The 25,915-nt window shown below is 66.6% G+C and carries 24 protein-coding genes; 13 read left to right on the forward strand and 11 right to left on the reverse strand.

Annotation, left to right across the window (positions count from 1 at the left end):
* Nucleotides 1-7 precede the first annotated feature (7 nt).
* The 3 genes from parE to IE191_RS10355 all read left to right on the forward strand — a co-directional run bounded on the left by parE (nt 8) and on the right by IE191_RS10355 (nt 5,242).
* Complete coding sequence (gene parE / locus IE191_RS10345) at nt 8-2,032, forward strand: DNA topoisomerase IV subunit B (protein ID WP_191324298.1); 2,025 nt, start codon at nt 8-10, stop codon at nt 2,030-2,032.
* 125 nt (nt 2,033-2,157) lie between these two features.
* Nucleotides 2,158-4,062: a methyl-accepting chemotaxis protein gene (locus IE191_RS10350; RefSeq protein WP_191324299.1), complete on the forward strand. Its 1,905-nt coding sequence runs from the start codon at nt 2,158-2,160 to the stop codon at nt 4,060-4,062.
* Nucleotides 4,063-4,141: 79 nt separating this feature from the next.
* Nucleotides 4,142-5,242 carry a hypothetical protein gene (locus IE191_RS10355; RefSeq protein ID WP_191324300.1) on the forward strand — a complete coding sequence of 367 codons (1,101 nt, stop codon included), beginning with the start codon at nt 4,142-4,144 and terminating at the stop codon, nt 5,240-5,242.
* A gap of 7 nt (nt 5,243-5,249) precedes the next feature.
* On the opposite strand, the gene IE191_RS10360 is transcribed toward IE191_RS10355, so the two are convergent.
* Nucleotides 5,250-6,059, reverse strand: coding sequence for a hypothetical protein (locus IE191_RS10360; protein WP_191324301.1), 810 nt, complete (start codon nt 6,057-6,059; stop codon nt 5,250-5,252).
* Between the two features lie 144 nt (nt 6,060-6,203).
* A complete protein-coding gene (locus IE191_RS10365; protein ID WP_191324302.1) occupies nt 6,204-6,944 on the reverse strand; it encodes a glutathione S-transferase family protein in 741 nt (246 codons plus the stop codon).
* Nucleotides 6,945-7,039: 95 nt separating this feature from the next.
* Here IE191_RS10365 and IE191_RS10370 point away from each other — a divergent pair, with 95 nt between their 5' ends.
* Both IE191_RS10370 and IE191_RS10375 read left to right on the forward strand, forming a co-directional pair.
* On the forward strand, nt 7,040-7,477 hold the full coding sequence (locus tag IE191_RS10370; RefSeq protein ID WP_191324303.1) for a GFA family protein: 438 nt from the start codon (nt 7,040-7,042) through the stop codon (nt 7,475-7,477).
* Nucleotides 7,478-7,680: 203 nt separating this feature from the next.
* Nucleotides 7,681-8,244 carry an outer membrane beta-barrel protein gene (locus tag IE191_RS10375; protein WP_191324304.1) on the forward strand — a complete coding sequence of 188 codons (564 nt, stop codon included), beginning with the start codon at nt 7,681-7,683 and terminating at the stop codon, nt 8,242-8,244.
* A gap of 60 nt (nt 8,245-8,304) precedes the next feature.
* Here IE191_RS10375 and IE191_RS10380 read toward each other — a convergent pair whose 3' ends face one another.
* Both IE191_RS10380 and IE191_RS10385 read right to left on the reverse strand, forming a co-directional pair.
* A complete protein-coding gene (locus IE191_RS10380; RefSeq protein WP_191324305.1) occupies nt 8,305-9,507 on the reverse strand; it encodes an exo-beta-N-acetylmuramidase NamZ family protein in 1,203 nt (400 codons plus the stop codon).
* Complete coding sequence (locus tag IE191_RS10385; RefSeq protein WP_191324306.1) at nt 9,504-10,055, reverse strand: DOMON-like domain-containing protein; 552 nt, start codon at nt 10,053-10,055, stop codon at nt 9,504-9,506. The genes IE191_RS10380 and IE191_RS10385 overlap by 4 nt, the downstream gene beginning before the upstream one ends.
* A gap of 46 nt (nt 10,056-10,101) precedes the next feature.
* Between IE191_RS10385 and tyrS the strand changes: the two genes are divergently transcribed.
* The 5 genes from tyrS to IE191_RS10410 all read left to right on the forward strand — a co-directional run bounded on the left by tyrS (nt 10,102) and on the right by IE191_RS10410 (nt 14,840).
* Nucleotides 10,102-11,328, forward strand: coding sequence for a tyrosine--tRNA ligase (gene tyrS / locus IE191_RS10390; RefSeq protein WP_191324307.1), 1,227 nt, complete (start codon nt 10,102-10,104; stop codon nt 11,326-11,328).
* Between the two features lie 109 nt (nt 11,329-11,437).
* A complete protein-coding gene (locus IE191_RS10395) occupies nt 11,438-11,776 on the forward strand; it encodes a PilZ domain-containing protein (RefSeq protein ID WP_191324308.1) in 339 nt (112 codons plus the stop codon).
* A gap of 113 nt (nt 11,777-11,889) precedes the next feature.
* Complete coding sequence (locus tag IE191_RS10400; protein WP_191324309.1) at nt 11,890-13,185, forward strand: MFS transporter; 1,296 nt, start codon at nt 11,890-11,892, stop codon at nt 13,183-13,185.
* Nucleotides 13,186-13,214: 29 nt separating this feature from the next.
* Nucleotides 13,215-14,132, forward strand: a complete 918-nt coding sequence (gene cysK, locus IE191_RS10405) for a cysteine synthase A (RefSeq protein ID WP_191324310.1) — start codon at nt 13,215-13,217, stop codon at nt 14,130-14,132.
* Nucleotides 14,133-14,138: 6 nt separating this feature from the next.
* Nucleotides 14,139-14,840: a dienelactone hydrolase family protein gene (locus IE191_RS10410; protein ID WP_191324311.1), complete on the forward strand. Its 702-nt coding sequence runs from the start codon at nt 14,139-14,141 to the stop codon at nt 14,838-14,840.
* A 27-nt stretch (nt 14,841-14,867) separates the two neighbouring features.
* Here the strand turns inward: IE191_RS10410 and IE191_RS10415 are convergent, their stop codons facing one another.
* The 3 genes from IE191_RS10415 to IE191_RS10425 all read right to left on the reverse strand — a co-directional run bounded on the left by IE191_RS10415 (nt 14,868) and on the right by IE191_RS10425 (nt 16,877).
* A complete protein-coding gene (locus tag IE191_RS10415; RefSeq protein ID WP_191324312.1) occupies nt 14,868-15,317 on the reverse strand; it encodes a MerR family transcriptional regulator in 450 nt (149 codons plus the stop codon).
* A 33-nt stretch (nt 15,318-15,350) separates the two neighbouring features.
* A complete protein-coding gene (hisI, locus tag IE191_RS10420) occupies nt 15,351-15,734 on the reverse strand; it encodes a phosphoribosyl-AMP cyclohydrolase (protein WP_268249428.1) in 384 nt (127 codons plus the stop codon).
* A gap of 396 nt (nt 15,735-16,130) precedes the next feature.
* Complete coding sequence (locus IE191_RS10425; RefSeq protein WP_191324313.1) at nt 16,131-16,877, reverse strand: ComF family protein; 747 nt, start codon at nt 16,875-16,877, stop codon at nt 16,131-16,133.
* Nucleotides 16,878-16,943: 66 nt separating this feature from the next.
* Between IE191_RS10425 and IE191_RS10430 the strand changes: the two genes are divergently transcribed.
* A complete protein-coding gene (locus tag IE191_RS10430; protein ID WP_191324314.1) occupies nt 16,944-17,753 on the forward strand; it encodes a methyltransferase domain-containing protein in 810 nt (269 codons plus the stop codon).
* Nucleotides 17,754-17,889: 136 nt separating this feature from the next.
* Here the strand turns inward: IE191_RS10430 and ppdK are convergent, their stop codons facing one another.
* The 4 genes from ppdK to IE191_RS10450 all read right to left on the reverse strand — a co-directional run bounded on the left by ppdK (nt 17,890) and on the right by IE191_RS10450 (nt 23,877).
* Nucleotides 17,890-20,556 carry a pyruvate, phosphate dikinase gene (gene ppdK, locus IE191_RS10435; RefSeq protein WP_191324315.1) on the reverse strand — a complete coding sequence of 889 codons (2,667 nt, stop codon included), beginning with the start codon at nt 20,554-20,556 and terminating at the stop codon, nt 17,890-17,892.
* A gap of 65 nt (nt 20,557-20,621) precedes the next feature.
* On the reverse strand, nt 20,622-22,730 hold the full coding sequence (gene glyS / locus IE191_RS10440) for a glycine--tRNA ligase subunit beta (protein ID WP_191324316.1): 2,109 nt from the start codon (nt 22,728-22,730) through the stop codon (nt 20,622-20,624).
* Nucleotides 22,727-22,975: a hypothetical protein gene (locus IE191_RS10445; RefSeq protein WP_191324317.1), complete on the reverse strand. Its 249-nt coding sequence runs from the start codon at nt 22,973-22,975 to the stop codon at nt 22,727-22,729. Before IE191_RS10445 ends, glyS begins: the two co-directional genes overlap by 4 nt.
* Nucleotides 22,972-23,877, reverse strand: coding sequence for a glycine--tRNA ligase subunit alpha (locus IE191_RS10450; RefSeq protein ID WP_191324318.1), 906 nt, complete (start codon nt 23,875-23,877; stop codon nt 22,972-22,974). Before IE191_RS10450 ends, IE191_RS10445 begins: the two co-directional genes overlap by 4 nt.
* Before the next feature lie 117 nt (nt 23,878-23,994).
* On the opposite strand from IE191_RS10450, the gene IE191_RS10455 reads away from it, so the two are divergent.
* Together IE191_RS10455 and IE191_RS10460 are read left to right on the forward strand one after the other, a co-directional pair.
* Nucleotides 23,995-24,927: a TraB/GumN family protein gene (locus tag IE191_RS10455; RefSeq protein WP_191324319.1), complete on the forward strand. Its 933-nt coding sequence runs from the start codon at nt 23,995-23,997 to the stop codon at nt 24,925-24,927.
* 3 nt (nt 24,928-24,930) lie between these two features.
* The gene (locus IE191_RS10460; protein ID WP_191324320.1) at nt 24,931-25,812 is read left to right on the forward strand and encodes a TraB/GumN family protein; all 882 of its coding nucleotides are present in this window, start codon (nt 24,931-24,933) and stop codon (nt 25,810-25,812) included.
* Nucleotides 25,813-25,915 lie beyond the last annotated feature (103 nt).

A 25,915-nucleotide genomic window follows, 5' to 3' on the forward strand; every position in this document is an offset into this window, starting at 1 on the left:
CGTTCTCATGGCGACAGACGATTCCGGCTCCCTGTTCGACAAGCTGCCGCAGGGCAGCCCCCAAGAAAGCTATGATGGCTCGGCCATCGAAGTGCTGGAGGGGCTCGAACCGGTGCGCCGCCGCCCCGGCATGTATATCGGCGGGACGGACGAGCGCGCGCTGCACCACCTCGTCGCCGAAGTGCTCGACAACGCGATGGACGAGGCCGTGGCCGGCCACGCCAACCGCATCGAGGTCTTGCTGGAAGCCGCCGAGGGTGCGCCGGGCAAAGTGACGATCACCGACAACGGGCGCGGCATCCCGGTGGATGAGCACCCGAAGTATCCGGGGAAGTCCGCGCTCGAAGTGATCCTCACCACGCTCCATTCGGGCGGCAAGTTCTCGGGCAAGGCCTATGCCACCTCCGGCGGGTTGCACGGCGTGGGGATCTCGGTTGTCAATGCGCTGTCCACGCTCACGCGCGTGGAAGTGGCCCGCAACAAGGAGCTTTACGCGCAGGAGTTTTCCTGCGGCATCGCCACTGGCCCGCTCGCGCGCGTGGGCAATGCGCCCAACCGGCGCGGCACGGCCGTCACGTTCATTCCCGATGCCACGATCTTTGGCGCCGATGCCAAATTCAAGCCGGCGCGCCTGTTCCGCCTGGTGCGGTCCAAGGCCTATCTCTTTGCCGGGGTGGAAATCCGCTGGAAATGCGATCCCGCGCTGATTGCCGACGATACCCCGGCCGAGGCGGTGTTCCAGTTTCCCGGCGGCCTCGCCGATCACCTGGCCGAGCAGGTCAAGGGCCGCGAATGCGTCACGACCGCGCCCTTTGCCGGGCGGCAGGATTTTCCGCTTGGTCCGGGTGGCGAGGAAATGGGCCGCGTCGAATGGGCGATCGCCTGGCCGCTGTGGTCCGACGGCGCCTATTCCTGGTATTGCAACACCATTCCCACACCCGATGGCGGCACCCATGAACAGGGGCTGCGCGCGGCGCTCACGCGGGGCATCCGCGCCTTTGGCGATCTGGTCGGCCAGAAGAAGGCCAAGCACATCACCCCCGAGGACATGATCACCGGCAGCGAGATCATGCTCTCGGTGTTCATCCGTGATCCCCAGTTCCAGAGCCAGACCAAGGACCGCCTCACCTCGCCCGAAGCGGCACGCATGGTCGAAGCGGCAGTGCGCGACCATTTCGATCACTTCCTCACCGACAACATGGACCGGGGTCGCGCGCTGCTGGGCGCGGTGATGGAGCGGATGGACGAGCGCCTGCGCCGCAAGGCCGAGCGCGAAGTGAAGCGCAAGACCGCCACCAATGCCCGCAAGCTGCGCCTGCCGGGCAAGCTGACCGATTGTTCGGGCGAAGGCAGCGGCGAGACCGAACTGTTCATCGTGGAAGGCGATTCGGCCGGCGGCAGCGCCAAGCAGGCGCGCGACCGCAAGACCCAGGCGATCCTGCCCATTCGCGGCAAGATCCTCAACGTGGCCAGCGCCACGGCCGACAAGATCCGCGCCAACCAGGAAATCGCGGACCTGAATCTGGCGCTGGGCTGCGGCACGCGCAAGGACTGCAACCCCGATGCGCTGCGCTATGACCGCGTGATCATCATGACCGATGCCGACGTCGACGGTGCGCACATCGCCACCCTGCTGATGACCTATTTCTTCCAGGAAATGCCCGAAATCGTGAAGCGCGGGCATCTCTACCTGGCCCAGCCGCCGCTCTATCGCCTGACGGCAGGCACGGTTTCGGCCTATGCGCGCGACGATGCGCACCGCGCCGAACTGGAACGCACCAAGTTCAAGGGCAAGAAAGTGGAAGTGGGCCGCTTCAAGGGCCTGGGCGAAATGAACCCAGGCCAGCTCCGCGAAACAACCATGGCCCCGGCCAGCCGCAGCCTGCTGCGCATCACCCTGCCGCCCGAATACGAAGGTCGCGCGGCGGTAAAGGACCTGGTCGATCGCCTGATGGGCCGCAATCCGGAACACCGCTTCATGTTCATCCAGAACCGCGCCGGTGACCTGGACCGCGACCTGATCGACGCCTGATCCCGCCCAAAGGGGCATAGGCGATTTCGCTTAGGCAGCCATTGAACCGGGCCTAAGCGCCTTGTGGCAATCACGCTGGTTGAGAACCGGCGCCTGCGCGGCGTTGGCTGGCCAGGTGAGTGCGAATGGAATACTTCAGGAACGCGCCGATCCGCCGCAAGCTGTCGCGGCTGTTCACGATCATCGCCGTGATGATCATGGCTGCTCTGGCGATGATCAGTGCCGGGTTGTACCAGATCAGCGGGGAAGACGCGGAAATCACTGGCGACCATGTGCCGCAGGCGCTGCTCGCCAACGGTATGGACACGGCCGTTGCCCAGATCGACGCCGACCTGCGGGCGCTGACCATGCCGGGCACAACCACCGCCATGCAACGCCACAAGGGCCGCATCGCCGAGAACCGGGCAGAAATCGAAAAGGGCCTGGCCGGCCTCAAAGGCACGGATCTCGACGCCAATGAAGCCGGCTTTGTCGACGCCTTTGCCAAGGGCTGGAGCGGCTATGCTACAATGGCCGACCAGGTGGAAACGCTGTCTGGCCAAGGGCGCGAAGCCGAGGCGCAAGCCCTGATCCAGCAGAACGAGGAGCGAGCCCAGGCCATCGACACGGCGCTGGACAAGCTGATCGAATATCAACGCGGCCATATCACCGAAGCCACGGCTGCGGCCAATCAGGCCTATTGGTTTTCGCTGGCGACCGGGCTGGTCGCGCTGGCCGGATTGATCGTGGTGCTGGCCTGGAGCTATCGCCTGCTCGAACGCCTGGTGGCCCGCCCGGTGGCGCAAGTCACCGAGGCGTTGACCCGGCTTGGTGCCGGCGACCGTGGTGCGCGGGTGGATGCCACTGACAGCGCCGACGAACTGGGCGACCTGGCGCGCGCGTTCGACGCGCTGCGCGACCAGTTGGCCGCTGCCGACACGGCCAAGGCGGCGCAAGTGGACCTGATCGTGCGCACCCTGGGCGTGGCACTGGCCGATCTCAAGAGCGGCAACCTGGCCGCGCGGATCGAAGGCGGGCTGGAAGGGCCATTTGCCCAGTTGCGCGACGATTTCAACACGATGGCGGCCGAACTGGGCAAAGTGATCGGCGCGGTGACGGGCGCGGCCGACAACGTCCGCACGGGATCGACCGAAATCCGTGCCGCCTCCGACGACCTGGCCCACCGCACCGAGGCCCAGGCGGCACAACTGGAATCTGCCGCCAGCGCGATGCGCAACGTGACCGCGATGGTGACCGACAGCGCGAGCAAGGCCGACGCCGTGCGCCAGACCATCGAGGAAACCGCCCGCGCCGCCAGCGACGGGGGCCAGGTGGTGACCGAGGCGGTGGCCGCGATGGACGGGATCGCCAAGTCTTCGCAGACGATCAACCAGATCATCGACCTGATCGAAGGCATCGCGTTCCAGACCAACCTGCTCGCGCTGAACGCCGGGGTGGAAGCCGCGCGCGCAGGCGAGGCCGGCAAGGGCTTTGCCGTGGTCGCCACCGAAGTGCGCGCCCTCGCCCGGCGCTCTGCCGACGCGGCCAACGACATCAAGGCGCTGATCGGCCAGAGCACGGGCCAAGTCCAGGCCGGGGTGCAACTGGTGACGCGCACCGGCGAAGCGCTGGAGGCGATCATCACCCGCATCGGCAACGTCCGCAGCCTGGTCGCCAGCATTGCCGAAGCGACCGCCGATCAATCGGACAGCGTCAAGAAAGTCTACGAAACGGTCGGCTCGCTCGATCGCATGACCCAGCAGAACGCCGCCATGGTGGAACAGAGCACCGCCGCCGCGCGCACTCTGGCCAGCGAGGCGGATGCCCTGGGCAACCTGGTCGCCCGCTTCCGCGCGGGTGGCAGCAGCCCGGCGCCGCGCCCGGCAGTGGTGGCCGCGATGCCCGTTGCCGTTGCGGCGGCGCCGCAGCCCGCACCAGTGGCTGTGCCCGCCCCGACGCCGCGCGCCCTGCCCGCTCCGGTTGCCGTAGCCGCGCCGCGCAAGGTGGCTGGCGGCGGCGGTGGCAGCATGGAGGACTGGTCGGAATTCTGACGAAATCTTGCGTCCAACCGGCAAACCGGTCAGGCTCTGCGATGCACCGCGATCACGCGGTACAGGGGGCAGGACCAGGATGACCAAGGCTCGATCGGCCACACTCGCACTCACGGCGTTCGGGCTGGCCATGGGCGGGACTCCCGCCCACGCGCAGAACGCCCGAGGGGAGACGACCAAGCCCGCCAACGTTGCCGGGCCGATCGTGGTGGATACGGCCGCTGCCTGGACCCACCCGCCGACCGGCGTGGTGCTGCCGCCAGCGATCGGGACATTCACCCGCACGTCGGTCTCGCAAAGCGAGCATGGCCTGGCCGATGTCTCGATCGGATACAATGACAACGAGACCGGCACCACGCTGACCATCTATGTCTTCCGCGCGGGCTGGCCGCAGGCGCCGCTTTGGGCAGACCGCCTGAGCCAGGTGATGGGCATGACCGTGCAGCGCCTGGGCGGCACGCCGGCCGGAACGCCGCGCTTGACCGTGTTCACACCCACCGGCCATGCCAGCGCAAGCGCGATGCGCGTGGTGCAAGGCGCGCAAGGTGGCGCCCTGCTGGCGACCGGCGCCGTGGTCATTCCGGCCGGCGCGTGGCTGGTCACCATGCGGATGAGTTCGCGCAAGCTGGACCCTGCGGCGCTCGATGCGCAACTGGCTGCCGCTGCCGCCGCGCTGCGCGTGCCCGCGCCAGCAAAGGCTTTGCCGGCTGCTGTGCCGATTGCGCCTTGCTCCGACGCGCTATCACTGCCGCAAGCCGAGCGGGCAGCGCCATGGGATCGCCACGCCATTTTGACAGGCGCACTTCTCGCCGCAACGCGCAACCAGACAGAACCGCCAAAAGGCAAATTGCCCATAGGTCCAGACCCGCGCCTCAGCTTGTTATGTCGCGATCCGGCATCGAGAGTGGAGCGCGGGCTCTATCGACTTCCTGAAGACAAACAGCGCTATATCATCGCGTTGGGCGATGCCGGGGTGATAATAGAAGCAGGTCCCAGCGTCTTGGCGCAGATTTTCAAGCAACCTGCCATGTTCGATGTGACTTTGTCCGTGTTTGACAAGACGGCGATTTATCCGCCCTATGCTAGTCTTCCTACGCCAGATCAGGCCATGTCAGCGCTGGCAAACGTCAAGCCTGAAGCGGAAGTGAGCGACGACAAGAACGTCGTTATTCTCGACTAGGTAGCTCTCAACCGTTGTCGTTGGGTCCGGCGCCGCTGCCGCCGGCATCGTCATCGCGCTTGCCCCGGATGAAATCGAAGCGGATGCGCACCCAGGTGCCGAGCTGGGGTGTGCCATTGATGCGGGGCGGGCGCACCAGGAACTGCCACGCGGCCTGCCGCAGCACACGGGCCATGCCTGATCCGCGCGGGCTCTCGTCGAGTTCCTGGCAATCCTCCACGTGGTAATTGGCCACCGTGCGGCAGGCGATCGTGGCCCAGCGGCCCGAGCTTTGCCCGGGGCGCATGTAGCCATTGATTTCCGCATCGCGCGGTTCGCGATACCATTCGGCATTGTAGAGGCGCGAGCCATCGGGCGCGGTTCCACCGACGCCGCCACCGCCGCCCCCGGCCGAAGCCTGTTGCGCGCCGCTGCCGGTGCCGGACTGGCCCTTGATCTTGGAAATGTCGGCCGCGGCAAAATCGGACCGGCTCATCGGGATGAAGCCTTCGGGCCAGACCACCTTGTTGTCTGTCGGCACCACCACGCGCGGCGGCTTGGCGGCAGCGGGCGCCGTGGCCGTGGCGCGGGCTGCCTGCTGCGCGGCCTTCTGCTGCTTGGGCGCCGGATTATCGCTCTTTTCCCCGGCGGCGGCCGAGAGATTGACCGCCGTCAGCGTGCCGCCCTCGTGCTTGGCGGGCGGCTCATAGAGGCCAACGGACAGGAGCGCCGCCAGCAAAAGCAGCGACATGGCCAGAGCCAGCACGAACGACAGGGAACGGCGGCGGGGGTCAGCGCCATAGCGCCCACCCTCCTCCGCAAGCAGCACGTCTTGCATCAAGGCTCCGTCACCGCAGGAGACCAAGACGCTGCGCGCGCGCCCCGGATCACCCTGCCAGCGCCGCCCTATACCAAGGGCGGCAATGACAAAACCCTTCGATTGCGCCCTACCCTTCGCCGGAGCGCGAAAAAAGCCGGTCGATCAATCGCGGGGGCCGAGTTTTTCCAGCTCCACGCGATCGAACATGGTTTTCACCGCCGGGCGCTGGGCGATTTGTTCGATCCAGCGGACCAGATGCGGCGTGTCCTGCCGGTTGACCAGCTCGGCAAAGCCGAACTGCATGCCATTGGCGATGGCGAAGTTGCAGATATCGGCCAGGGTATATTGCCCCGGCACCAGCCATTCGTGATCGCGCAAGTGATCATCCAGCCGGCGCACGGAAAAGGCGATCTTGCGCATTTCCTCGTCCAGCATGTCCTGCGGAAAACCTTCGCGTGCGCGCCGCCATTTGACCTGCTGCTCCACCACGGGGATGGCCTTCACCTTCTCTTCGAATTCCGCATCCGAAAGGCCCTGCACCATCTTGCCGACATAGCGATGCCAGCCGATGGTGGAGACGCACCAGCAGAAGTATTCGTCCACCCACTTGGTCCACACCCGCATCTGCGCGCGGCCAAAACTGTCGGCCGGCCGCAGCGAGACGGCCGTGGGATATTCGTCTTCCAGGTATTCGCAGATCACCGTGCTTTCGGTGATGACCTTGTCGCCGTCCACCAGCGCCGGCACCTGCCCGCGCGGGTTGATCGCCTTGAACCAGTCGGCATGGTGCTCGAACCGGGCCGGATCGAGGCGGTTGGCCTCGAACGCCAGGCCTTTTTCAAACAGAGTCAGCAAGGGCTTCATGGAATTGGCGGCGGGACCGAAACTGTAGAGCTTGAGCATGGAGCCTGATATCCTCTCCCGGGTTGCTTCCCGGCTTTGCCCCGGCAGCCTAACAATTGTTTGCCAACCTAACAATACCCGATCGGAGAACACCCATGAGCTTTACCGGACGTTGCGCCTGCGGAGCGGTGACTGCCACCATTTCTGCCAGCGAGCCGGTGGCCGTGCGCCAGTGCTGGTGCCGCCAATGCCAGCAGGCCGCGGCCGGCGGACCGACCAACAACGCGGTGTTCCCGGTCGAGGCAGTGGACGTTGCCGGGGCGCTGGGCTCGTTTGCCTATGTCGCGCCTTCGGGCAACACGCTCACGCAGTTCTTCTGCCCGGCCTGCGGCACCGGGGTGATGGCACAATCCTCGGGCCGTATGCACTTGCGCACGGTCCGCCTGGGCTTCCTTGATTCCGGCCACGGGCTTGAGCCCGACACGGTGATCTGGACCGACGATGCCCCCGCCTGGGCGCAAGTGGACCAGCGCGCGCACCATTATGCCGGCCAACCGCCAGCGCCGGGGCAAACGGCATCGACGCCAGCATGAAGCAGATGCACCAGTGTTACGGAGGCGAGTACAACACAGCTAATATTGCTGGATAATCTTCGTCCGATTTGGAAGCATTCTGCAATAATGCCTCTTGTGCAGCGCGGCAACCTGGCGCAGTTGCCGCGCGTCGCGCCGTTCGTCACGGCGGCGCGCATGCCGCATGCCGCGAACCGACGGCATCCGGCCGAACAGGGGATAACATGAAGAAAATCGTTCTGCTGGCTGCTCTTGTTGCCGCCCAGCCTGCCTTTGCCAAGGATGCCACCTTTTCGGGCCTGCGCGCCGAACTGCGTGTCGGCTATGAAACCCCGACCGTCAGCGGCTTGGGCGATGGCGAAGTCTACAAGTTCGGCAATTCCGCGTCGATCGGCGCCGAACTGGGTTACGACATTCCCGTGAGCCGCAAGGTCACCGTCGGCCCGTTCATCAACTATGACTATGCCCGCGCCAAGGATTGCGTTGATTCCTATTGCATCGGTTCCGACGGCAACATCCTGGCCGGCGGTCGCGTCGGCGTCGCCCTTGGCGACAAGGTCGAAGGCTATTTCAAGCTGGGTTATGACCGCTTCCGCATCAAGGAAACGCAAGGCAGCCTGGAACGCAGCACCAACCTTGATGGCGTGGGCGGCGAACTGGGCCTGAACTATCAGTTCAGCCAGCGGGCCTATGCCGGGTTCTCGCTCAACTACGCCGATCTCGGCAAGCTTTACGGCGCCAACGTGCAGCGCCGCCACGTGTCGGTGCAGGTCGGCACGCGCTTCTGATTGCACGCCGCCATCCACGGAGACGAAAAGGGAGGGGTTCGCGCCCCTCCCTTTTCTGCGTCAATAGAGCAGGAAGGAGCGCCGCTCCTCGATCCAGCCTGCCTCGTCGGGCGCGGCCAGAGCCTCGAGATCGCCAGCCTGCGCCGCATGGTCATCCACCCATGCACGCAAGGCCGGGCCGCCGTTGATCACGTCGATGGCCAGCTTGTCGAGCACGTATTCGTAGGGAAAATCGCGCCACAGCGGATAGTCGGGATGCAGATTGCGGATCGCCTTGAACGCCAGAGCCTGGAGCCGCCAAGGCCGGAACGCCAGGTGATCGTAGAACGCCCCTTCGGGATGGAGCATAAGCCCGTGGCACAGGCGGCCGACGTGCTTGTGAAACGTCGGCTCGAACCAGCATTCGCGAATGGCCGTGCCGGCCAGCCAGTGCGGCGCCAGGCGCTCCATTTCGGCGCGCACCGCCAGTGCATCAAGGTCCGGCGCGCCGAACAGCACTTCGAGCGGGCGCGTGGTGCCGCGCCCTTCGGAAAGCGTCGTGCCTTCGAGCATGACCGTGCCGGCATAGGCGCGGGCCATGGCCAGGCTGGCGGCATTGGGGCTGGGGTTGATCCAGATGCGGTCCTGCGGCCAGCCGAACCCCGGCGCCGCCTCGGGCTGCCAGCCATCCATCGTGACGACGCGATAGTCCACGTCGAGATGGTAATGCGCGATGAACCAGCGGCCCATTTCGCCCAGTGTCATGCCGTGGCGCATCGGCATCGGCCCGGCGCCGACAAAGCTCTCCCATCCGGGCACCAGTCGCGTGCCTTCCACCGGCCGACCGGCGGGATTGGGCCGATCGAGCACCCACACCGCCTTGCCGGTGCCGTTGCAGGCCTCCAGCAGGTAGAGCAGCGTGGTGACGAACGTGTAGATCCGGCAACCCAGGTCCTGAAGATCGAACAGGAAGACATCGGCCGTATCGATCATCGCCGGGGTCGGCCGGCGCACTTCGCCATAGAGGCTGAACACCGGGATGCCGAGCGCGGGATCGCGATAGTCGGGCGATTCGACCATGTTGTCCTGCTTGTCCCCCTTGAGCCCGTGCTGCGGGCCGAACGCGGCAGTCAGGTTCACGTCGGCGCAGGCGGCCAGCGCATCAAGCGCATGGACCAGCGTGTCGGTCAGCGAAGCGGGATGGGCCACCAGGGCGACGCGGCGGCCGGCCAGGGGCGCGCGCAGGGCGGGTTCGGCAAGCAGGCGATCAAGTCCGGTCTTCATGGCTGCTGCGGTGCCTCAACCCGCGCGGCGAAGCAAGCCGCGTGGTGGAAATCGGGCTTGCCGCGCGGATGGGCCAGCGCCCAATAGGATTTCACGCCGTCCGCCTCTTCCAGCACGGCCGAAAGCCCCAGGCGCCAGGGCCGTGGCGGCAGGCCGGCCACGGGCAGCGCGGCATCGAAGATCAGCACGTCCTGCCCGCGCCGCGGAGTCAGCACCGGCTCGCGCGGGATCGGGCGCGGCGCCATGCCGGCGCGATAGCCATCGAAATCGTAAGCGGCCCAGCGCTCCGACGGGGCGAAGTTGAATTCGGCATAGGCGCCGCCTGCGGCCGGATCGTCTTCGGCCAGGAACAGCTCGAAACAGGTCGATTGCCACAGGCCGTCGGTGCGCGCCCGGCCCGAGAACGGCGGCACCACCAGCGCCGAGGTGCCCTCCACCCGCCAGCGCAGGCACAGCCAGTGGTCGTCCAGGGTGATGATCCGCGCCGAAACCTGGCGCACCGCAAGCGCGGCATGATCAGGATGGGCAACAAGCAGCGCCGGTTCCAACACACGTCCTTTCGTGTTAGGCGCCCCGCTCCACATCGAGGCAACCATGACCGAATACAAGTCCGACCTGCTGCGCCTGCTGTCCGAGCGGGGCCATATCCACCAGTTGACCGACGCCCAGGGCCTGGATGCCCTGGCGGCCAAGGAAATCGTGGTGGCCTATAATGGTTATGACGCCACGGCGCCATCGCTCCATGTCGGCAACCTCGCCTCGGTCATGCTGCTGCGCCGCCTGCAACAGGCCGGGCACAAGCCGATCGCCCTGATGGGCGGCGGCACGACCAAGATCGGCGATCCTTCCGGGAAGGATACCAGCCGCCAGATGCTGACCGAAGAGATCATCGCGGCCAACATCGCCGGCATCCGCAAGGTGTTCGACCGCCTGCTGACGTTCGACGACAGCGCGACCGGCGCGATCATGGTCAACAACGACGACTGGCTGTCCAAGCTGGGCTACATCGAATTGCTGCGCGACGTCGGCCCGCATTTCACGGTCAACCGCATGCTCACTTTCGATTCGGTGAAGCTGCGCCTGGACCGCGAGCAGCCGCTGACGTTCCTGGAATTCAACTACATGATTCTCCAGGCCTACGACTTCCGCGAACTGGCGCTGCGGCATGGCTGCCGCTTGCAGTTCGGCGGGTCTGACCAGTGGGGCAACATCGTCAACGGCATCGAGCTGACCCGCCGCATGAACGGCATCGAAGTCTATGGCGCGACCACTCCGCTGCTGACCACGGCCGACGGCGCGAAGATGGGCAAGTCCGTCAACGGCGCGGTCTGGCTGAATGAAGAGATGCTGCCGAACTACGATTTCTGGCAGTTCTGGCGCAATACCGACGATCGCGACGTGGGCCGCTTCCTGCGCATCTTCACCGATGTGCCGCTGGACGAGATCGCCCGCCTCGAAGCCCTGCAAGGCAGCGAGATCAACGCCGCCAAGGCCGTGCTGGCCAACGAAGTGACCGCGCTGATCCGCGGCCGCGAGGCGGCCGAGGCCGCGCAAGCCACCGCGCAGGCCACCTTTGCCGGCGGCGGCCTGGGCCAGGACCTGCCCACGCTGGAAGTGGGTGACGGCTCGATCGGCGTGATCGAGGCGCTGATCGGCCTGGGCTTTGCCGCCAGCCGGGGCGAGGCCAAGCGCCTTATTGCCGGTGGCGGCGCGCGCCTGGACGGCGAGCCGGTGCGTGATGATACGGCGGTCATCGAAGTGTTGGCGGAACGTCGCCTTTCGTCAGGCAAAAAGAAGCACGGCATTATCAAGCCGGCTTAACGCTTTACCGTTGCCGGGTGGCGGCAAGTCGCCGCCGCCCGTTAACCAAATCTAAGCCATTCTGGATATATCTTGCCGACTTGAATCGCTCTGTCCGGTAGGAGAAGCCATGTCTGGCGGCGCGCAGCTTTCCGTGACCGACCTGCGCCGGTCTACCCGCCACCCCGTTCACCTGCCTGTGATCGGGGAGCACCGTCGTTTGGGCGACGTGATGCTCAACATCGTCAACATTTCGACTACCGGCTTCATGGTGCGCGACACGCTTGAACTTGGCCGGGGTGAACGGGTCACCATCCGCCTGCCGCAGATCGGCCGGATCGAGGCGTTTCTGGTCTGGGCCGATGAGAGCCGGGCCGGCTTCCAGTTCGAGCGGATCATCCGCCAGGATGATTTCACCAAGATGATCAAGCAATTGCAGCCCAATACCCGGTTGCGCGGCAAAGGCTGACGCGGCGTGCCGGATGGCCTGCCCTGCCCTTTGGGCCAGCGCAGCAATTTCTGCGGTCGCCGCAAACAATTGTTGGCTTGGCAAAGCGATACGCCGCTGCCACAGACCGGGCTGTGACCGACACCCCTGCCCCGGCGCCGCTTTCCAGCCCCTCCTCCCCGTTCCAGATTGCCGATTTCCGGCGGTTCTGGGTGGCCCGCCTGTTTTCCGTGGTGGCCACCTCGGGCATGGTCGTGGTGCTGGGCTATCAGCTTTATGACGTGGCGCGCGGCCAATATGGCATGGGCATCAAGGAAGCGGCATTCCAGCTTGGCCTGATGGGGCTGGTGCAGTTCCTGCCGCAATTCGTGCTGACGCCCGTGGCCGGCGTGGTCGCCGACCGGTTCGATCGCCGTGTGATCGCCGGGCTGACCATGGTGCTCGACGCGCTGATCGCGCTGGTGCTGACCTTGGCCACCTACTACCACGTGCTGTCGCTGCCGCTGCTGTTCGCGATGGCCGCCGCGCATGGCACCAGCCGCGTGTTCATCGGCCCTGCGCTGTCCTCGATCGCGCCCAATATCGTGCCGGCAGAACTGATGCCGCGCGCAGTGGCGATCAACGCCATGGCCTGGCAGATCGGCTCGATGGGCGGGCCGGCCATTGCCGGCGTGCTGTTCGCGGTGGCTGCCGCCCTGCCTTATGGCGCGTCGGTGGCGCTGCTGGCGATTGCCGCAGTGGGCGCTTTCGGCATCCGCCGGTTGCCCCCGCCGGCCGAAAACCGCCAGGCCCATCCGTTCCGCCAGATTGCCGACGGCTTTCGCTTCGTGGCAAACGATCGCTTCCTGCTGGGCTGCATCACGCTTGATCTCTTTGCCGTGCTGCTGGGCGGCGCAACCGCGCTGCTGCCGGTCTATGCCCGTGACATCCTGACGTTTCATGGCCAGCCGGTCGGGTCCTATGGCCTGGGCGTGATGCGCGCCATGCCGGGCCTGGGCGCCGCGCTCGTCGCCGCATTCCTGGCGCGCCGGCCGGTAGAGCGCGAAGTCGGCGCGAAGATGCTGCTGGCCGTGGCCGCGTTCGGCGTGGCCACGATCGGCTTTGGCCTGTCGCGCGACTTGTGGCTGTCGCTGCTCATGCTGATCGGCATTGGCGCGGCGGACATGGTCTCGGTCTATATCCGCACCACCCTGGTGCAGTTGCACACGCCCGATGCGGTGCGCGGGCGCGTCTCGGCCATTTCCGGCCTGGCGATTTCCTGCTCCAACGAACTGGGCGACATGCAATCCGGCGTGGCCGCCGCCCTGCTCGGCGCAACTGGCGCGGTTGTGTTTGGCGGGGTGGGTGCGATAGTCGTTACCCTCGCCTGGGCGATCGGCTTTCCCGAATTGCGCCGCGCCCGGACGTTTGCTGCAAAATACCAATCCTGACCCGCTCAACACCAAGGAGCACACGCGACATGAAAGCGGATTCCATTCTCGCCACCATCGGCAACACGCCGCATGTTCGCCTGTCCCGCCTGTTTCCCGACCACGAGGTATGGGTGAAGAGCGAGCGCACCAATCCCGGTGGCTCGATCAAGGACAGGATCGCATTGGCCATGATCGAGGCCGCCGAAGCCGACGGCAGTCTCAAGACCGGCGGCACCATCGTCGAACCGACTTCGGGCAACACCGGCATTGGCCTCGCCATGGTCGCGGCCGTCAAGGGCTACAAGCTCGTGCTGGTCATGCCCGAATCGATGTCGATCGAGCGCCGCCGCTTGATGCTGGCCTATGGCGCCTCGTTCGACCTGACGCCGCGCGAAAAGGGCATGAAGGGCGCGATCGAACGCGCCCGCGAAATCGTGGCGGAAACGCCCGGTGCGTGGATGCCGCAGCAGTTCGACAATCCCGCCAACGTTGCCGTGCACGTGCGCACCACCGCGCAGGAAATCCTGGCCGACTTTGCCGGCAGCCCGATCGACGTGCTGATCACCGGCGTGGGCACGGGCGGCCACCTCACCGGCTGCGCCGAGGAACTCAAGAAGCATTGGCCGGCTTTCAAGGCCTATGCCGTGGAACCGACGCTTTCGCCGGTCATTTCCGGGGGGCAGCCGGCACCGCACCCGATCCAGGGCATCGGCGCCGGGTTCATTCCGGGCAACCTGCACACCCAGGCGATCGACGGCGCGATCCAGGTCGATCCGGCCGATGCCAAGGAATGGGCCCGCCGTTCGGCGCGCGAGGAAGGCCTGCTGGTGGGCATTTCCTCGGGCGCGACGCTGGCCGCCATCGCCGCCAAGCTGCGCGAACTGCCCGCCGGCAGCCGTGTGCTCGGCTTCAACTATGACACCGGCGAACGCTATCTGTCGGTGCCCGATTTCCTTCCGGAGTAACCAGCCTTGAGCCTTGAACGCATCGACTATGCGCATGGCGACGTGGCGCTGACGGGGTGGCTTGCCCGCCCCGAAGGCTCCCCGCGCGGCGCGATCCTCGTCCTGCCGACCATTGCCAACTTCAACGCCGCGATGGGCCAGCGTGCCCAGATGCTGGCCGACCAGGGCTTCGTTGCCATGGTTGCCGATTTCTATGGCGAGCCGGTGGCCAGCTTCGAAGCGTCGTTCCCGCTGGGCAATGCCTTGCGTGAAAATGTCGATCACTATCGCGGCCGCCTCAAGGCCGGGCTCGATGCCCTGGCGGCGGCCGCGCCGGGGCTGACGCTGTCGGCGATCGGCTATTGCATGGGCGGCCAGGCCGCGCTCGAACTCGCCCGCGAAGGCGCACCGATTGTGCTGGCGGCAAGCTTTCACGGCATTCTCGCCACCGGGCGCCCCGCTACGGCGGAAACGCCGGTCAAGGCCCGCATCCTGGTGTGCCATGGCGATGCCGATCCGCTCGTCCCGCGCGAACAGGTGCTCGATTTCTGGAAGGAAATGGATGCCGCCGGCGGCAACTGGCACTTCCATGCCTATGCCGGGGTCAAGCACGGGTTCACCGATCCCGAAAGCGAAGCGCGCGGCAAGGACTTCCTGGGCTACAACGCCAGCGCCGATCGCCAATCGTGGCTGGCGCTGACCGCGCTGCTCGACGAAGTCTACAACTGACCAGAGCGGGAGAGTGGCGGCTGCGGCTCAGGCCGAACCGCCACTCTCGGCACTCTCCAGCGCCTGAAGCTGCGCGACAAAGCCTTCCAGCTCCACAATCGTGCTGGCGATATCCGCCTGCTGGCGCACCAGCGCGGCGATCCGTTCCCGGCACTTGGCGATCGTCACCTTGCGCTGCTGTGCGCGGCCATCGCCCAGATCGTAGAGATCGATCATCTCGCGAATGTCCGCCAGGCTGAAGCCCACGTTCTTCGCGCGCATGATCCACGCCAGGCGCGCCCGATCACGCCGCGAATAGATGCGTGCCGTGCCCTGCCGGGTCGGCGCGATCAGCCCCTCATCCTCATAGAACCGCAGCGCCCGCGCGGTGACGCCGAATTCGGCCGAGAGGTCGGTAATGCTGAACTGGTCGCGTGCCAGGGCGTCGGGCCGGTCGAGATGGCCGGTGTGAGTCGTGGCGTCGGGCGCGGAATCCATGCCCGTCACCCTAACGCGCAGCTTACGTAAACGTCAAACCTCAATCCGCTCCAGCGATCCATCGGCGGCAATGCGGCGATAGAAGCAACTGGTGGCGAGCGTGTGGCAGGCCGGCCCGGCCGGCTCGACCCGCAGTTCCAGCGCGTCCTGGTCGCAATCCACGCGAATTTCGATCACCTTGAGCACGTGGCCCGAGGTCTCACCCTTCATCCACTGCTTCTTGCGCGAGCGGGACCAGAAGTGCGCCAGCCCGGTTTCGCGGGTGCGGGCAATCGCCTCGGCATCCATGTGCGCCAGCATCAGCAGTTGCCCGGTGCGGTGGTCGATCGCCACGGCCGTCACCAGACCCTGGGAATCGAAGCGCGGCATGAACGCGGTGCCCTGCTCGCGCTGTAGCGAATCGTCATCGACCGACACGGTGAGTCATTCCCTTCTGCAAAAGCCGCCCCAAGTGCATCCATTGTTGCACGATAACCACATGGCCGGGGCAAAATCGGCGGTATACGCGGCTTCCCCTTCCTTCCGGCGGCGCAATCGTCAAGAAAGAACATGCGGTTTGAGGGAACCGCGAACTGAACCGCCGAAAGGCGGCGCGGCAAGCGCCAAAGTTCAGGGACACGCGAGGGACCAGTTGGCTGGTTCGACCTTCTTGGCAAGGAAGGCACGGCCATCTGGAGAGATTGAGTGGCGGGGTTACGGTCAGGGCCGAGAGGGAAGCCCCGTCAATCACAAGGTTTCGTCACGAAACGCCCGGGCCGCAAGGTTCCGGGCGTTTTCCTTTTGCTGCGCTTTGTTGCACCCGCCTCGCGCGAATCACCCCTTCCCCTCCGCTTCGCGCAAGACGCGGGCAAAGCACGCGATCTTCACCCGCGTGGCGCCGGCGCGGCGCAAGGCCCGCACGCAGGCATCACTGGTCGCGCCGCTGGTCAAGACGTCGTCCACCAGCAGCACCTGCGCGCCGCGCAACCGGGCGGCGTGGCGCGGATGGGGCGCAATGGCGCCCGACAGCGCCTGGGCGCGCGCCTTGGCCCCAAGCCCGCCCAGCGAAGGCGTCCGCTTGCGCCGCACCAGCCCATCGACCAGCAGCGGCTGCCCCACCGCGCGGGCGATCTCCGCGGCCAGCAAGGCCGACTGGTTATAGCCACGTTGCCACAAGCGCCAGCGATGCAGCGGCACGGGCACCACCAGCCATTCCCCCTCCAAGGCCGGCAGGCGCGCGACCATCAGCCGCGCCATCAGGCCAGCCAACCCAACCTTGCGCCCATGCTTGAAGCGCAGCACCAGCGTGCGCGTGGCATCGCCATAGAGCGTGGCGGCAGCAATCCCGTCGTGGCGGGGCGGCTGCGCCATGCATGGGGCACAGAGCGCGGCCTCGTCACGCGCCAGCGTTATTTCCAGCGGGCGCTGGCACAGCGCGCAGGCCGGCTCCCCCGGAATCTCCAGATTGGCCCAACACGCCGCGCAAAGCCCGCCGTGCATGGCCAGAGTCGCGCCGCACAGCGGGCAACGCGGCGGAAACAGCAGGTCGACAACCGGGGCAAGAAACGCGGGGCGCAGCATGGCCTTCGGTTCATTCCCCAGCGCAAGAGGCTTGGCAAGCGCGTCGCATGCGGGCAGGCAGCGGCCATGGCTCATTCCGCCCCCCCTTCCCCGCCCCAGATCTTTGCCCCGTCCCGCCGCCTGGCCCAGCGCGCGCGCATGCGCCACCTGGCGCAACGCCCGGATGCCGCACGTTTCCTGGCCGATGACATGATCGAGGACATGCTCGACCGGCTCTCGTTCCTGCGCCACGCGCCGCAAACGGCGCTGGTGATCGGAGACGTGCACCACAGCCTCGGCGCCGCGCTCGCTGCGCAAGGGGTCGCGGTGACTCACGCAGACCCGGCGCCGCTGCCGGGCGAAACCGGGGTGGAGCAGGAAGCACCGCTGCCCTTTGCCGCAGGGTTCGATTTTCTCGCCGTGCTGGGCACGCTCGACACGGTGAACGACCTGCCCGGCGCCCTGGTCCACCTGCGCCGCGCGCTCGCCCCCGATGGGCTGGCGATGATGAGCTTTACCGCCGCCGGCAGCCTGCCTGCCCTGCGCAGCGTGATGCTGGCCGCCGATGCCGACCGGCCCGCCCCGCGCGTGCATCCGCAAGTAGACGTGCGCGCAGGCGGGCAATTGCTGCAACGCGCCGGGTTTGCCGATCCGGTGATCGACAGCCGCAGCCTGGCCGTGCGCTATCGCAGCCTGGACCGGCTGGTGCAGGACTTGCGCGAACAGGGCCTGTCCAACTGCCTCGCGCGCACCGGCGCGCCGCTGGGCAAGGCCGCCCTGGCCCGCGCGCAGGAAGCCTTTGCCGAAATGGCCGATGCGGATGGGCGGGTGACCGAGACGTTGGAGATCCTGACGCTGAGCGGCTGGGCCAAGCCGCTGCGTGCGCCGAAGTTTTGAGGTGTTTTCGGGTGTAGCGTCAGGCTTCACACCACCCCCAACCCCCTCCTCTAAAGAGGAGGGGGCTTTTTAATGCCTGCTCCCCCTCCTCTTCAGAGGAGGGGGTCGGGGGGTGGTGCGAAGCCCTAGCCCAAGCTCAAGCCTTCAACGCCGCCTGCGCCGCCGCCAATCGCGCGATCGGCACGCGATAGGGGCTGGCCGAAACGTAATCGAGGCCGACCTTTTCGCAGAAGGCGATCGAGGCCGGATCGCCACCATGCTCGCCGCAGATGCCCAGCTTGATGTCGGGGCGCGTCTTGCGGCCGCGTTCGGCGGCAAGTTCGACGAGTTGGCCGACGCCTTCGATATCGAGGCTGACGAACGGATCGCGCGGGTAGATGCCCTGGTCCACATAGGGGTTGAGGAAGCGCGCGGCGTCGTCGCGGCTCACGCCCAGGGTGGTCTGCGTCAGGTCATTGGTGCCGAACGAGAAGAACGTGCCTTCCTCGGCGATTTCCCCGGCCATCAATGCGGCGCGCGGCAGTTCGATCATCGTGCCGACCAGATAATCCAGCGTCTTGCCCTTGTCGGCAAAGACCTGGGCCGCCACGCGATCGACCAGCGCGCGCAGGATTTGCAGTTCCTTCTTCGTCGCCACCAGCGGGATCATCACTTCGGGCACGACCGCCTCGCCCGACTTGAGCGCGACTTCGACCGCTGCCTCGAAAATGGCCTGGGCCTGCATTTCATAGATTTCGGGGAACGTGATCCCCAGGCGGCAGCCGCGATGGCCGAGCATGGGGTTGAATTCGTGCAGTTCCCCGGCGCGACGCTTGAGGTGGTCGACGCCAAGGCCGGTCACTTCGGCGAGTTCCTCGAACTCGGCATCGCCATGCGGCAGGAATTCGTGCAGCGGCGGATCGAGCAGGCGGATGGTGACCGGCAGGCCCGCCATCACGTCAAAGATCGCGATGAAGTCGGCGCGCTGTTCGGGCAGCAGCTTGGCGAGCGCGGCGCGGCGGCCGGCTTCGTCTTCGGCCAGGATCATCTGGCGCACGGCGGAAATGCGCCCGGCCTCGAAAAACATGTGCTCAGTGCGGCACAGGCCGATGCCTTCGGCGCCGAACTGGCGGGCGACCTGGCAATCCAGCGGGGTTTCGGCGTTGGTGCGCACTTTCATGCGGCGGTGCTTGTCGGCCCAGACCATCAGCGTGGCGAAATCGCCGACCAGTTCGGGCTCCACCATCGGCACTTCGCCGGCCATGATCTCGCCGGTCGAACCGTCGAGCGTGATCAGGTCGCCTTCGGCCACTTCGCGATTGCCGATGCGCGCCTTGCGCGAGGCCATGTCGATCGACAGGCCCGAGGCACCCGAAACGCAGGGGCGGCCCATGCCGCGCGCCACCACGGCAGCGTGGCTGGTCATCCCGCCGCGCGCGGTGAGAATGCCCTTGGCCGCGTGCATGCCGTGGATGTCTTCGGGGCTGGTTTCCACGCGCACCAGGATCACGCTGTCGCCACGTTCGGCGCGCGCCTGCGCCGTATCGGCATCGAACACCACGGCGCCACTGGCCGCGCCGGGCGAAGCCGGCAAGCCCTTGGCCAGCACATCGCGCGGCGCCTGGGGATCGAGCGTGGGGTGCAGCAACTGGTCGAGCGCCATGGGATCAACGCGGGCGATGGCGGTGGCTTCATCGATCAGCCCCTCGCCCACCATGTCCACCGCCATCTTGAGCGCGGCCTTGGCAGTGCGCTTGCCCGAACGGGTTTGCAGCATCCACAGCTTGTTCTTTTCGACCGTGAATTCGATGTCCTGCATGTCGCGATAGTGCTTTTCCAGCAGCTCGAACACGGCGGCCAGTTCGGCATAGGCCTGCGGCATGGCCTCTTCCATCGACAGCGGCTTGGCCCCGGCCCGCTCGCGCGCAGCCTTGGTCAGGTATTGCGGGGTGCGGATGCCGGCCACCACGTCTTCACCCTGAGCATTGACCAGCCATTCGCCGTAATAGGCCTTTTCGCCGGTGGCTGGATCGCGCGTGAAGGCAACCCCGGTGGCCGAAGTATCGCCCATGTTGCCGAACACCATGGCCTGGACGTTGACCGCCGTGCCCCAGTCGGCCGGAATGTCGTTGAGCTTGCGATAGACCTTGGCGCGCTCGCTTTCCCAGCTATCGAACACCGCGCCGATCGCGCCCCAGAGCTGTTCGTGCACGTCCTGCGGGAATGGGCGGCCCAGTTCCTCGGCCACGATTGCCTTGTATTCGCCCACCAGCTTCTGCCAGTTTTCGGCGCTCATTTCGACATCGGCGTAATAGCCATTGTCTTCCTTGGCGATTTCCAGCGCATCTTCAAAGCGATGATGGTCCACGCCCAGAACCACGTCGGAATACATCTGGATGAAGCGGCGATAGCTGTCCCAGGCAAAGCGCGCATCGCCCGAATCGGCAGCGAGGCCTTCCACGGTCACGTCGTTGAGGCCAAGGTTGAGGACGGTGTCCATCATGCCGGGCATGGAAACCCGCGCGCCCGAGCGCACCGAGACCAGCAGGGGATTGGCGGCATCGCCAAACACGCGGCCGGTGGCGCTTTCGATATGCGCCAGGCCCGCCGCCACGCCGGCCTTGATATCGGCATCGAACTGCTTGCCGGCCGTGTTGTACTGCGCGCAGACTTCGGTGCTGATGGTGAAGCCCGGCGGCACCGGCAGGCCGATGCCCGCCATCTCGGCCAGGTTGGCGCCCTTGCCCCCGGTAATGGTCTTGTCCTTGGCCCGGGGATCGTCGTTTCGCGCACCACCGCCGAAATGGAATACGTATGCACTCATAATTACAGTCCGTTCCCTGAGCAAAGTTGAGCCATTGCAAGGTCTAGGAAATGGATCGAGGGCGGTTAGCCCTCGATCCGCGAAAAGTCCGCTACTTTGTGCACCGCAGCACGGAATTGGTCAAGCAGTGCCAAGCGATTGGCCCGCTTTTCCGCGTCTGCGTCATTAACCGTAACGTCGTCGAAGAAGGCATCGATCGGCGCACGCAGCGAGGCGAGCGAAGCCATCGCCGTGGTAAACGCCTCTTGCGCCACGGCCTGCTCCACCTGTGGCGCAGCCTGCGCCAGCGCGGTCATCAGCGCCGCTTCGGCCGGTTCGGGGGTGTAGGACAGCGTTGGCTCGGAATGGGCAAATTCGGCAGCCACATCCTTGAACAGCGGATCGTCCACCAGCGCCAGCGGGTCTTCCTCGCCGGTGGGCGGCACGACGCCTTCGCCCTGCGCCCCGGCGGTGCTCGCCGCTTCCTTCTTCAGGATGTTGGCGGCACGCTTGTATCCGGCAAGCAGGTTCACGCCATCTTCCGTGCCGACGAACGCCTGGAGCGCCGAAACGCGCGCCAGCAGGCGCACGAGATCGCTCTCGCCGCCGAGGGCGAACACCGCGTCGATCAGGTCGTGCCGCACGCCCGCTTCGCGCTGCTGCACCTTGAGCCGGTCGGCAAAGAAGGTCAGCAGATCGCCTTCGGCCACGGCAAAGCGCAGGCCGTTCTCGGTAATCAGGTGGATGATGCCGAGCGCGGCGCGACGCAGCGCGAACGGATCCTTGGACCCGGTTGGCTTTTCATCGATGGCAAAGAAGCTGCGCAGCGTATCCAGCTTGTCGGCCAGCGCCACGCAGACCGAAACCGGCGCGGTCGGCACGTCGTCGCCCTGCCCCACCGGCTTGTAGTGATCGCGGATGGCGTCGGCCACGGCGTCGGGCAGGCCTTCGGCGCGGGCGTAATAGCCGCCCATGAGGCCCTGCAATTCAGGGAATTCGCCAACCATGTCGGTGACGAGATCGGCCTTGCACAGTTCCGCCGCCTGACGCGCCAGCGCCGGATCGGCGCCGGGCACCACGCCTTCGCGGGCGAGCCATTCGGCCAGGTCCGCCACGCGGGCCACCTTGTCGGCCACGGTGCCGAGCTTTTCATGGAACGTGATGCGAGCCAGCTTTTTCGCCTGCTCGGCGAGCGGCACTTTCTGGTCCTGCTCCCAGAAGAAGCGCGCGTCGGACAGGCGCGCGGCCAGCACCTTGCGGTTGCCCGCCACAATCGCCGCGCCGCCATCGCTGGCGGCGATGTTGGCGGTGCAGACGAAGGCATTGGCGAGGTTGCCGGCGGCATCGCGGCAGATGAAGTACTTCTGGTTCACCCGCGCGGTGAGCTGGATCACTTCGGGCGGCACGGCCAGGAACGCTTCGTCGAAGCGGCCGAGCAGCGGCTGGGGCCATTCGGTGAGGCCGGCGTTTTCCACCACCAGGCCTTCATCGTCCACCAGCACCAGGCCGGCGGCCTGCGCGGCGGCGCGGGCGCCCTCGCGCACGGTCGCCTCGCGCTCCGCATGATCGACGATCACGAAAGCATCGCGCAAGCGGGCCGCATAGTCGGCCGCGCCGGTGATCACCACGTCGCCGCTATGGTGGAAGCGGTGGCCACGGGTGACCGTGCCGGACCGGATCCCGCCCACTTCCAGATCGATCGCCTCATCGCCCAGGATCGCGATGATGCCCGAGAGCGGACGCACCCAGCGCAAGCTTTCCGGGCTGAACGACGCCGCGCCCCAACGCTGCGACTTAGGCCAGGGAAAGGCGCGGACAATCGCGGGAATGGCCTCGGCCAGCACGTCCCGGGTGGCGCGGCCGGGCTTTTCGGTGATCGCGAAGAGCACGCCATCGCGCTCGGTCAGTTGCTCGCGGGTCAGGCCGGTCTTGCGCAGGAAACCTTCGAGTGCCTGCGGCGGGGCCGAGGCGCGCGGGCCTTTCACTTCCTCGCTCACGGCTTGCGTCGCCAGCGGCAGATCGCGCGCGATCAGCGCCAGGCGGCGCGGCGTGGACCACACCGTGATCGCCCCGGCCTTCAGCCCGGCAGCGGCCAGTTCCTTGACGAACAGCTTCTCCAGATCGGCGCGCGCGCCGGCCTGCATCCGCGCGGGGATTTCTTCGCTGCGCAATTCGAGCAGGAAATCGGCGGTCATGCGGCGTCTTTCTTCGGTGTGATCAGCGTGGTGCTCGCGCCCTTCGACAAGCTCAGGGCGAACGGAGTGCGGGAATCAAAGCTCAAACCCGTTCGGGCTGAGCTTGTCGAAGCCCGCTTGAAGGGCAGCGTGGTGCTTGCGCCCTTCGACAGGCTCAGGGCGAACGGGCGAGAGCTGATGAATTCGGAAGCGAATGCCGTTCGGGCTGAGCTTGTCGAAGCCCTGTGCGCAACGGAAAGGGTCACGCGGTCCATCCCGGAAACCGCTCCGCCCATTCGTCCTTGTACTTGTCCATATAGGCTTCGCACGAACCGCGCGCGAGGTCGCGGACCTTGCCCATGTAGCTGGCGCGTTCCTGCACCGAGATCACGCCGCGCGCCTGCAACAGGTTGAACACGTGGCTGGCTTCAATCGCCTGTTCATAGGCCGGGATCGGCAGCTTGGCGTCGAGGCAGTTCTGGCACTCCTCGGTCGCCTTGCGGAACAGGTCGAACAGCGCGTCGGTATTGGCGATCTCGAAGTTCCACTTCGACATCTGGCGCTCGTTTTCCAGGAACACCTGGCCATAGGTCACGCCATGGTTGTTGTAGGCCAGGTCATAGACGTTATCGACGCCCTGGATGTACATCGCCAGGCGTTCGAGGCCATAGGTCAGCTCGCCCGCCACCGGCTTGCAGTCAAAGCCGCCCATCTGCTGGAAATAGGTGAACTGGGTCACTTCCATCCCGTCGCACCACACTTCCCAGCCCAGGCCCCAGGCGCCGAGCGTGGGCGATTCCCAATCGTCTTCCACGAAGCGGATATCGTGCTGCAGGGGATCGACGCCGATGGCGCGCAGGCTGTCGAGATAGAGATCCTGCATGTCCGCCGGGCTCGGCTTCATGATCACCTGGTATTGGTAATAATGCTGGAGCCGGTTGGGATTTTCGCCATAGCGGCCGTCGGTCGGCCGGCGGCTGGGCTGGACATAGGCCGCGTTCCACGGCTCTGGCCCCAGCGAGCGCAGCGTCGTTGCCGGGTGGAACGTGCCCGCCCCCACGCGCATGTCGTAGGGTTGCAGAACGAGGCAGCCCTTCTCGCTCCAATAGGCATGGAGGCGCAGGATCATGTCCTGCAGGCTGAGCGGCTTGGTTGCAGTATCGGCCATGGTTTGCCGCCCATGGCCGATGGCGGGGCGCAAATCAACCGCCAGCAGGCGCGCGGCAACAGGACTCTGCCCGGATAAGACTTCCCATCCCGCACCCGCCCGTGCATGGAATGGGCCATGCCTTCGCTGTTCCGCTCGATCGTCGCCGGCCTGCTGCTGACGGCCCTTGCCACCCCGCTTGCCACCCCGCCTGCCGCCGCCGCGCCGGATGGCAGCGCCCTGGTCGCTCCCGTCGCGCCTCCTGCACCGGCACCGGCGCCATCGCGCCCGGCACTGTGGAAAGTGGCCGATGCCGATACCACGATCTGGCTGTTCGGCACGATCCACATCATGCCGCGCGGCGGCGAGCCCTGGCTGGCCGGACCGGTGGCGCAGGCGCTGAACGGCTCGGACACGCTGGTGACCGAAATCCTGCCAACCGACATGATCGCCGCCGGCGCGACCCGGCCGGGCCTGCTGCCGCAGGGGCAAAGCCTGTTCGCGATGATCGGCCCCGAACGGTCCGCCCGCCTGCGCGCGGTGCTGGCCAAGACGCGCATTCCCCCCGCGATGATCGATGGCACCAAGCCGTGGTTTGCCGCTGCGGCGCTGGCCGTGGTGCCGCTGTTCGAGCGGGGCTACTCCCCGTCCGAAGGGGTTGAACGCGCGCTCGCCGCCGCCCATCCCCAGGGGCAGCAGGCGCTGGAGACCGCCGAGTTCCAGTTCGACCTGATGGATGGCCTGCCGCGCGACGCGCAGATCGCCTGGCTCGACAGCGTGGTCGACCAGTACGATACCATCGGCCCGCAGATCGGCCAGATCATCGCCGCCTGGCGCAAGGGCGATGCCGAAGCGCTGGGCCGGCTGATGACGGCCGACATGAAGGACGATCCGCGCCTGGTCGAAACGCTGCTGACCCGGCGCAACGCCACCTGGGCAAAATGGATCGAGGCGCGTCTCAAGCAGCCCGGCACGGTGTTCGTGGCCGTCGGCGCGGGCCACCTTGCCGGCAAGGGCAGCGTGCAGGACGATCTTGCCAGGGACGGCATCACCGTCACGCGGGTGCAGTAAGCCATGGGCTGGAAGCATTGGGCTCTCGCCGCGCTCGCCTTGCTGACGGCTGCCTGCCACAAGGCGGCCCCGCCGCCCCTGCCTGCCAAAGTCGCGCTGTGGGAAATTGCCGATACCAGCGGCACGCGCGGCTGGATCTTCGGCACCGTCCACGCCCTGCCCGCCGGGGTGCAGTGGCGCCGCCCGGCGATCGACCACGCGCTGGCCAATGCCGATCGCCTGGTGCTGGAAATCGCCCAGCCGCTCGATGGCAACGTGGCCGGCGTTGCGCTGGCGCGCCTGGCCTATACCCCCGGCCTGCCGCCACCCTCGGCCCGCGTGGCGATGAAGTATCGCGCCGCGCTGGCCAAGGTCTACAAGGATCTCAACCTCACCGACGCGCAGTTCCAGAACGAGGAATCCTGGGCGGTCGCCTTGCAGATCGCCGCCATCGGCGGGGAAAAGCAGGGCATGGACCCGGCCAGCGGGGTGGAGCCGCAACTGCGCAAGCTGATCGGCGGCAAGCCGGTCGCGGGCCTGGAAACGCTGGACGGGCAGTTCGGCATTTTCGACACCCTGCCCGATCGCGCGCAACAGACGCTGCTGGAACAGATCACGGTGGAAGCTGCCGACGATCGCGACGACGAGGCAGACATGGTCCGCCTGTGGCTGCGCGGCGACGACCTCGGCATTGCCCGCGAAAGCCAGAAAGGCTTCCTGTCCGATCCCGTGCTGCACCAGGCCCTGCTGACCGGGCGCAACGCCGCCTGGGCCAGCCAGATCGACGCCATGCTCAAGGACGGCGCCGCGCCGTTCATCGCCGTGGGCGCGGCGCATGTGGCCGGCAGCGATGGCCTGCCCGCACTGCTTCAGGCCAAGGGCTGGCTGGTGCGGCGGGTGGAATAGCGCCCGAGCGACAGGCGCGCCGTTTTCTCCTAGGCGGCGTGAACAAGTTCGATTGACCGATGACGCCCAGTTGCAAACATTTGTAGGGACTGATGCCGAAGAA

The organism is Novosphingobium pokkalii, from assembly GCF_014652855.1.
GTDB classification, from domain to species: Bacteria; Pseudomonadota; Alphaproteobacteria; order Sphingomonadales; family Sphingomonadaceae; genus Novosphingobium; species Novosphingobium pokkalii.